Origin of the sequence: Williamwhitmania taraxaci (assembly GCF_900096565.1) — a bacterium.
Lineage (GTDB): Bacteria > Bacteroidota > Bacteroidia > Bacteroidales > Williamwhitmaniaceae > Williamwhitmania > Williamwhitmania taraxaci.
This window is the reverse complement of record NZ_FMYP01000055.1, coordinates 19,620-28,512: the sequence shown is the minus strand read 5'-3', so window position 1 is coordinate 28,512 and position 8,893 is coordinate 19,620. Positions and strand designations below refer to the sequence as shown.

At 37.3% G+C, this 8,893-nt stretch carries 8 protein-coding genes; all 8 read left to right on the top strand.

The genetic code is table 11. The annotated features are described in order from the left end of the window. Positions 1-269 precede the first annotated feature (269 nt). The 8 genes from BLS65_RS13140 to fic all read left to right on the top strand — a co-directional run bounded on the left by BLS65_RS13140 (position 270) and on the right by fic (position 8,765). Positions 270-767 (top strand): T9SS type A sorting domain-containing protein, encoded by a 498-nt coding sequence (locus BLS65_RS13140; RefSeq protein ID WP_092439745.1) that lies wholly within the window; start codon positions 270-272, stop codon positions 765-767. Between the two features lie 13 nt (positions 768-780). Continuing rightward, complete coding sequence (locus BLS65_RS18925; RefSeq protein ID WP_092439743.1) at positions 781-2,196, top strand: Lcl domain-containing protein; 1,416 nt, start codon at positions 781-783, stop codon at positions 2,194-2,196. 61 nt (positions 2,197-2,257) lie between these two features. Next, on the top strand, positions 2,258-2,599 hold the full coding sequence (locus tag BLS65_RS13130; RefSeq protein ID WP_092439741.1) for a four helix bundle protein: 342 nt from the start codon (positions 2,258-2,260) through the stop codon (positions 2,597-2,599). A gap of 414 nt (positions 2,600-3,013) precedes the next feature. Then, entirely contained in the window at positions 3,014-4,216 is a 1,203-nt protein-coding gene (locus BLS65_RS13120) for an RNA-directed DNA polymerase (protein WP_092439737.1), read from the top strand. Between the two features lie 427 nt (positions 4,217-4,643). Next, entirely contained in the window at positions 4,644-5,603 is a 960-nt protein-coding gene (locus tag BLS65_RS13115) for a quinone oxidoreductase family protein (protein WP_092439735.1), read from the top strand. Between the two features lie 292 nt (positions 5,604-5,895). Beyond that, complete coding sequence (locus tag BLS65_RS13110; protein ID WP_092439733.1) at positions 5,896-6,867, top strand: DUF3592 domain-containing protein; 972 nt, start codon at positions 5,896-5,898, stop codon at positions 6,865-6,867. A gap of 1 nt (position 6,868) precedes the next feature. After that, on the top strand, positions 6,869-7,414 hold the full coding sequence (locus BLS65_RS13105; protein ID WP_092439731.1) for a hypothetical protein: 546 nt from the start codon (positions 6,869-6,871) through the stop codon (positions 7,412-7,414). Between the two features lie 469 nt (positions 7,415-7,883). Then, positions 7,884-8,765, top strand: a complete 882-nt coding sequence (fic, locus tag BLS65_RS13100; RefSeq protein ID WP_092439728.1) for a protein adenylyltransferase Fic — start codon at positions 7,884-7,886, stop codon at positions 8,763-8,765. The last annotated feature ends 128 nt before the right edge of the window (positions 8,766-8,893 follow it).

Here is an 8,893-nt window from a genome sequence, read left to right as displayed (position 1 = left end):
AAAACGCTTCCGTTTAAAGAACTTTTACTATATTTACCATTCAAGGCACACACACGCGGTATATTTTATTGCCGAGTTAGTGCTGCTTTTAGCGTTTCTGCATCTAATAAACTTTGTGTAACTTGACAGGTCAGTGCTTCGAAATCGGCAACAAAAACATACCGCCAACCGTTACCCACCATAATAAAAAAAGAGACAGCGACAATGAACAGACACAGAATAACGAAAATTAAAATGAGTACTAATAATCAATTAAAAAAGGAGGACACATGCGACACAAACGTTTACAATTAAGTGCCGTACTCTTGTTAGGCTTAGGACTGACAGGACTACAAGCACAAGAAACCATCCCAGCCACAGGCGGAAATGCCTCGGGTAGCGGAGGCTCGTCGAGCTATTCCGTTGGACAAGTTGTTTACACCACCAACACAGGAACAAATGGCACGGTAGCACAAGGAGTGCAACAACCATTTGAGATTTCGGTGGTAACAGGATTAGAAGAAGCTAAAGGCATTAATCTGAATTGCACGGCTTATCCAAATCCAACGACTGATTATCTTGTTTTAAAAGTTGATGCTTCGGCTACGCTCAGCATCCAATCTTTAAGCTATCAGCTTTACGACATGTCCGGAAAACTTTTAGAAAACAAAAAAATTACAGGCAACGAAACAAGTATTGTTATGAGCAACCTTGTGCCTGCAACCTATTTTGTAAAAGTTACCGAAGGCAACAAAGAAGTAAAAACGTTTAAAATCATTAAAAATTAAGGAGGAACAAACAATGAAAAGAATTTTCACAATTTTGGCAGCAGTTTTAATGACTGCAACAGTATGGGCACAAAGTCCCGAGAAAATGAGCTATCAGGCAGTAATTCGTAACAGCAGTAATGCTCTTGTTACAAGTACAAATGTTGGAATGCAAATAAGTATTTTGCAAGGCTCGTCAACAGGAACGGTTGTTTATACAGAAACCCAAACCCCAACCACCAATGCCAATGGATTGGTAAGTTTAGAAATTGGAACAGGAACAATTGTTACAGGAACTTTTTCTGCTATCAATTGGGCAACCGGTCCATATTTTATTAAAACCGAAACCGACCCATCAGGCGGCACAGCTTATACCATTGCAGGCACTAACGAATTAATGAGTGTGCCGTATGCTTTATTTTCGGCTAATGGAACACCTGGACCAACTGGCCCACAAGGTATTCAAGGTTTGACCGGTGCAACAGGAGCAGCAGGGACAAACGGAGCAGTTGGAGCAACAGGTGCTACTGGCTTAACAGGCGCAGCAGGAACAAATGGGGTTGACGGAGCAGCAGGTCTCACAACTTCAGTGAATGGTGTTACCCAAGTAGCTGGTGCAATAACCCTAACCAAAGCAAACATTGGACTTGCTAATGTAGATAACACTACCGATGCAAACAAACCTATTAGCACAGCAACTCAAACAGCATTGGATTTAAAAGTTGACAAAGTAACAGGCAAAGGTTTATCAACAGAAGATTACACCACTGCTGAAAAAACAAAACTTGCAGGCATAGCCACGGGAGCTGAAGTGAATGTACAAGCCGACTGGAATCAGGCAACAACAACTGCCGATGATTATATCAAAAACAAACCAATAATACCAACTGCTGCCGACGGCTCCGAAACCAAAGTAACCGCAGGAACAAATGTAACTGTAACAGGTGCAGGAACAACTGTAAGCCCTTATGTGGTGAATGCAACAGGAGCAACAGCTCTTACTATTGGCCAAAGCTACCAAGGCGGCATAATATTTTGGTTAGATGCCACAGGGCAGCATGGTTTAATAGCTGCCACTGCCGATCAAAGCACAGGGATACAATGGTATAATGGAACTTCTACTGTTACTAATGCCGTGAGAGATGGCATCGGTGCAGGTAAATTTAATACAGAGCGTATTATAGCTAATCAAGGCGAAGGAGCTTATGCTGCACAAATATGTGCCAACTATCAGGGTGGTAATTATGGCGACTGGTATTTACCTTCCAATTACGAGTTAAACTTATTGTTCAGCCAAAAAGTTGTGGTTGGTGGTTTTGCTAATGCGTCCTATTGGAGTTCCAGTGAGAACGGTAACGGCTACGCTTGGCGCCAGTACTTCGCCAATGGCAGCCAGAGCTACGGCGGTAAGAGCCTCGCAGACTATGTGCGGGCTGTTCGGGCTTTTTAACTATTTATCAATTTAACTATTTAACCGCGAAGCGGTCGATTTTTTTTTTGAAATTCCATTTATGGCATTATATTACGAATTGCAGGTTTTTAAGGATGTATACACGCTTGTGCAGAAGGTGTTTTTGTATACACAGGAGTTTCCTCGTGAATATAAATATACACTTGGGCAAGATATGAAGCGTGATGCAATACAGCTTGTAAGGAGTATATACAGGGCAAATAAAGCACAAGATAAGGTTGTATATCTTGAGGCATTTTTAGATGATTTTGAATTGCTGAAATTTGAGATACGCTTATGTGTTGATATGAAAATTTTAGCCGTAAAAAAACAAGCCGAGTTATCAGGGTTAATGGATAGCATAGGCAAACAGATTACCGGTTGGCGTAATGCCAATCGGTAAATGCCAGAATTGTATGTGTTAAGGCATATACAAGCGAGCAAGGTTTTGTTTAAAAGCGATAAAGGGACTGTTCGTTGAGCAGTTAAAATGAGTGTTACTTGATATAAAGTAATTTGTTTTGAGTAATGCTACAATAAATATGAGATGCCTTGTATTTATATGAACGCCTTTATTTTTTTGTGGTTGGTGGTTTTGCTAGTGCGTACTATTGGAGTTCCAGTGAGAACAATAACAACAACGCTTGGAACCAGAACTTCGACAATGGCAACCAGAACAACAACAATAAGAACAACACAAACTATGTGCGGGCTGTTCGGGATTTTAAACAAACCATTTTTTCAGAAAACCTGTCAGTGTCAGCAAAGACCTGACAGTGTTTTCTTTTTTTAAGAACTTTATTAACTTTTAACTGATTTGCAATTATCACTTTTCGACATACCGCAACCTAAAATTGCACTACAAGAATTATTTGAAGCCTACTTTTCTTGCCGTTCGAACAAACGCAATACCGTTAATGCCATTGCTTTTGAGATTGATTACGAAAGCAATTTAGTAAAGCTATGCGAAGAGATAAACAACGGAACCTATCAGGTAGGTAGGTCAATAGCATTTATAGTTAATAAGCCTGTAACACGTGAAATTTTTGCAGCCGATTTCCGTGATAGAGTAGTTCATCATCTTATCATAAATAAACTCAATCCGTTGTTTGAAAAACAGTTTATCAACGATAGTTACAGTTGCAGAGAGGGCAAAGGCACACATTTCGGCATTCAGAGAGTAGATAAGTTTATACGCCAATGCTCTGCCAATTACACCAAAGACTGTTACATTTTGAAACTCGATTTGCAGGGCTTTTTTATGAGCATTAACAAGCAAATTCTTTTCAAAAAACTTACCGAATTTATAAACACAAAATATAACGAACCCGATAAACCCTTATTGATAGAGCTTTGTTGCAAAACCATTTTCAACGACCCAACAAAAAACTGCATCATTAAAGGAAAACGCAGCAATTGGAACGATTTGCCCAATAACAAAAGCCTGTTTCACAGTCCGCCCAATTGCGGTTTGCCAATAGGCAACCTCACCAGTCAGGTATTTGCCAATTTCTACATGGATACATTCAACCATTATATAAAGCACGATTTAGGCATTCGCTATTACGGCAGATATGTGGATGATTTTGTAATAGTACACCAGAGCAAAGAGTATTTAAAAGAACTTATGCAAAAACTTACCAGCTTTCTGCATTCAACTTTACAGGCAACTATTCACCCAAAAAAGATTTACCTGCAACATTACAGTAAGGGAGTGAAATTTATTGGTGCTGTAATTTTACCAAACCGCATATACATTGCCAACCGTACCAAAGGAAACTTTTACAACGCCATAGAAAAGCAAAACCGCATAGCGAGAAACCATAAACCCACAAAAGAAGAACAATCGGCTTTCCAAAGCAGTATGAACTCGTATTTAGGAATAATGAAGCATTATAAAACATACAAACTGCGAAAAGGTATGATTTTTAAAAACCTGAGTGCATGGTGGTGGAATTATGTATATTTATCGGGCGGAATTGCTAAATTTGAAATGAAAAGGAAGAATTACGTTGGGTAATCGAGTAGGCTGCCCCGCCAGCTAAGCCGACGGGGAGAACCTCTCACACCACTGTACTTACGGGTCTCGTATACAGCGGTTCATTAAGATGTGGCGCAATTTTCTCGTAATGTGTAAGCATAGCCTCATACCCCCTTTTGCCTAAGCGATCAAGGGTAATCGTGGTTCCCAAAATGGGGCGTTACTCATCCTGTAATCATTTCTTTTGTTGGAATTCGTGAGGGCTACGCCGTTGGGCAACCGCCCAGCCTCCCATTTCTTTCATAGAAACACCAAAAGGCTTTGCCGTTCGGACACGACTCCGCGCACAAGGGACTTTCACCCTCTGGACTTGCTCCCAAAACGCTTCCATTTAAAGAACTTTTACTACATTTACCATCCGAGGCACACACAAAATGTAATTTGACAAAGAAATAAAGAAACGACTATGAAAGCATTGACATTCTCAAAATTTGGCTCACCAGATGTACTCGAATATCTAGAAATTCCAAAACCACTTATAAAAGCCAATGAAATCCTTTTGGAAAACAAAGCAATTGGACTAAACTTCGCTGATATTTATAGAAGGAAAGGTAATTATCATTTAAAGGGAGAACCACCTTTTATTGCTGGGTACGAAGGAGCTGGAATTGTTAGTGAATCTAAGTCTGACAAATTTAAAGTTGGAGATAGAGTTGCTTATACAGATGTTCCTTTTGCAAACGCAGAGTTTGTTTTGATTCCTGAAACTCATGCAATCCCTATTCCATATGATATTGAATATTCTTTGGCTGCATCAGTACTTTTACAAGGGCTAACTGCCCAATATTTGGCAAATGATAGCTATTCTGTAAAGTTTGGAGAAGTTGTTCTTATACATGCAGCATCGGGAGGTGTTGGGCAAATCTTAATCCAGCTTTGCAAATTAAAAGGAGCAATTGTTATAGGATTGTCTAGGAATATTGATAAACTGAATACAATTTTAGATTGTAAAGCAGATTATGCAATCGAGTTAAATAACAGTTGGAAATCTAAAATAATGCAAATAACAAATCAAAAAGGTGTTGATGTTGTGTTTGATAGTGTGGGATCAACATTGATGGATAGTTTTGAAGTTACCAAAGAACGTGGACACGTAGTATTTTATGGCATGAGTGGAGGAGACCCAAAAGCAGTCGACCCAAGAATGCTAATGGACACAAGTAAAACGCTTACAGGAGGGGATTTATGGTCTTACTTAACAAATGAAAGTGAAAGAAAACGCAGAGCGAATGAACTGTTTGTTTTAATAAAATCAGGTGCAATAAAAATAAAAGACCCCGTTCAATTTAAACTTGCAGAAGGAAAAAAAGCTCATGAATTTTTAGAAAATGGAGAAAGTTCAAGTAAGGTATTATTAATTCCTTAATAGAGTAAAAACTACACACACCAAAAGGCTTTGCCATCCGGACACGACTCCGCGCACAAGGGACTTTCACCCTCTGGACTTGTTCCAAAAACGCTTCCGTTTAAAGAACTTTTACTATATTTACCATTCAAGGCACACAAACATTACGACTACAATATTCTGCTTGTCTTTCACTTAGACGTCTTGTCTTTTCGAAAACTAATCAGTAACTTTGACAAAAATAAAGCACTGAAATGGCGACAGCAGATATATATGACCGTAGTCTGAAATTATGAGATATTAGTGCACGATTATGGAACATAATAAAAAATATTCTTTTTCTGAGGTTGAAAAACAAGAAGTCTTTAAGGAGAACAATTCAAAAAAAAGATTTTTGTGGTTAATACTTATAATTCTGACTTTTGGAGTATTCTTTACTTTTATACCTTTAAGTATTTATAATAAAACACCTATGCTAATATCCGTATTGGCGAGTAGTGTATTTACCTTTTTTCTATTTCAACTAATTTACAATTTCAATAATTGTTCGAGACAAAATATAAATAAGTTAAGAACAAGTATCATTTTTTTATTTGTTATCATTTGGATATTTATGATTTTCCTATTCTGGATGCATTTTTCAGTCTCTGAAAGTTCCGAAATACGAAATAATGGAGTAAAGGTTGCTGGGACAATTTTAGAAGGAAAGTCAATTAAGGGAGGAAGAGGACGTGCTTATAGCGTCGTAGTGCAATTTAAAACAGCAGAAAATGTTGTAATAACTGTTAATGAAAGTGTTGACGAAGATGAATTTTTAAAGTTTAAAACTGGACAAAAGATAGAATTAATATATTCTTTAAATGACCCAAAAATAATTGAGTTACTAACAAATAAATCAGCTATTAAGAATTACTATGGTTCAGAAGAACGCGATTTAACAATTAGCGATTTATTTAAATTACTTGATTTGAATGATTCTGCAAGTCTTACAATGTTAAAGAAAATTGCCTACGAGTGGAAATTCAACTCCGATTCAACATTTTATCTGAAAGGCAAAACAACAGCAATTAGCATAGACGAATCCGACAAACTAATTTTCTATTCAATGGGAAGTGAATATTGGGATTTTCCTGAAGAATTAGAAACATTAGGCTTCAAAAAAACACATGATTCAGACAACATGAAAACATATGAATCACCAATGATTATTGTCAATGTTCAGTTAATTATAAAAGAGTTACAGGCCTACACCACGACAGAGATTTACACAACTAAATTAAATTAAAATGGAGAATTTGAATTTATACTCACTAAAAATGAAACTTAATAGACACAAATTAACGTTCCAAATATCGGATGATGGGTCTATTCAATTAGGAGGTGCAGATATTGGAATTTCACAGTGGGTAACACTAGTTGTTTTACCTTTATCACTTGGGGCAATCTTATTGTTATTAACAGTTTTTGGCATTATACCGAGGATTAGCATTCTGACTCTATTATTTATTGGGATTCCTTTGGGGTATGGGGGATATGGTCTTTCTTTAATTAATAAAAAAAAGAAAAATAATCGAGATGTAAAAATAATTTCAAAAGGAACACTAAAAATAATAATCGAAGGAACTGAAAAATTATTCACAATAGACACAATTAAATCAATAGATTTTGCAATAGAAAAAAGCGATAACGATATGCAACAAGGTATTCTATTCTTAGTTGATAATAATGAACAAATCTATCAGTTAATTGGCATCTTTGATAAGGAGAAAAAATATCTCGAAAACGATTTGAATTATTTTAAGGATTATTTTAACATGATTATAGGACGTTAAATAACTACAGCTAATCGAATTATAAGACTTGACCAAATATTTTAAGAGATAAATTTCGATATATACATTTGCCGAAAAACGACCGATGATGCTTACTACACCCTAATGTTTCTAGAAAAGTGCGCTGGTATGAGCGCACTTTCCCATTTTTCAGGGACCTAACCTGCAAAATGGAGCGTGGTCGTGAGGGCTGCACCGTTCGGACACGACTCCGCACACAAGGGACTTTCACCCTCTGGACTTGTTCCCAAACGCTTCCGTTTAAAGAACTTTTATTATATTTACCATTCAAGGCACACACACGCCGTGATTAGCCGTATATAATTTGAAACGTTCTACATCGGCACGTTTCATACCGCCAACGTTGGCGTTCATTGTAACCTGTCACCGCAGACAGCAACTACAAGACTAAAATTATCATAAATTTGCACAGATAATTGCAGAAAGTCAGAATAGATGGCATAAAATTATGAGTAATGCAAAAATATCCATACGCTTTTTTGACGACCGCGAAGTGCGAGCCGTTTGGGACGAGCAAAACTCCAAGTGGTGGTTTAGTGTGTTGGATATTGTAGCTGTGCTTACCGACCAAGACGACTACACCAAAACCCGCAACTATTGGAAATATCTTAAAGCCAAGTTGAAGAAAGAAAACAGTCAAGTGGTTAGTGCTACTACCCAGTTGAAATTTCATGCACCAGACGGCAAAAAGCGTTTAGCCGATATGCTTGATTACAAAGGGATTATTGCATTGGGCAAAGAATTTCCTGGCAAAAAGGCAAACCAATTTATAGAATGGTTTACATACAACGATGAAAGTATAGACGGAAAAAGCAAAACAAAAGCTTATGCTTTGTTTGAAAGTTCTTTCATCAACAGCATAGAAGTTGGCACAACCAAAGGCTTGCAACAAATACACGCTTATTTGTTTGGTGGATTGTATGATTTTGCGGGGCAAATCAGACAAAAAAATATTTCAAAGGGAGGTTTTCAATTTGCCGTATCCCACTTTTTAGGCGACACATTAAAGCAAATAGAAGCAATGCCCGAAACTACATTTGACGACATTGTAGACAAATATGTAGAAATGAACATCGCACACCCTTTCATGGAAGGCAACGGCAGAAGTGCCCGAATATGGTTGGATTTGATGCTAAAAAAACGCATCAAAAAAAACGTGGATTGGAGTAAAATAAGCAAGCGAGATTACATGAACGGAATGATGCTAAGTCCAACAAAAATTAGTGTTCTGAAAACTCTATTGAATAATGCACTCACCTCCGAAATAAATGACCGAGAAATGTTTATGAAAGGTATTGACTACTCATACTACTACGAAGAAAACGACTAAAAAATCGCAAAAGGAGCAGTACTCATCGAAAAAATGAAAAACGAAACCCCAAAATAGAAAACAACGAAACGCCAATCGAATTCTAAGATCTGACCAAATATTTTAAGAGATAAATTTCGATATCTACA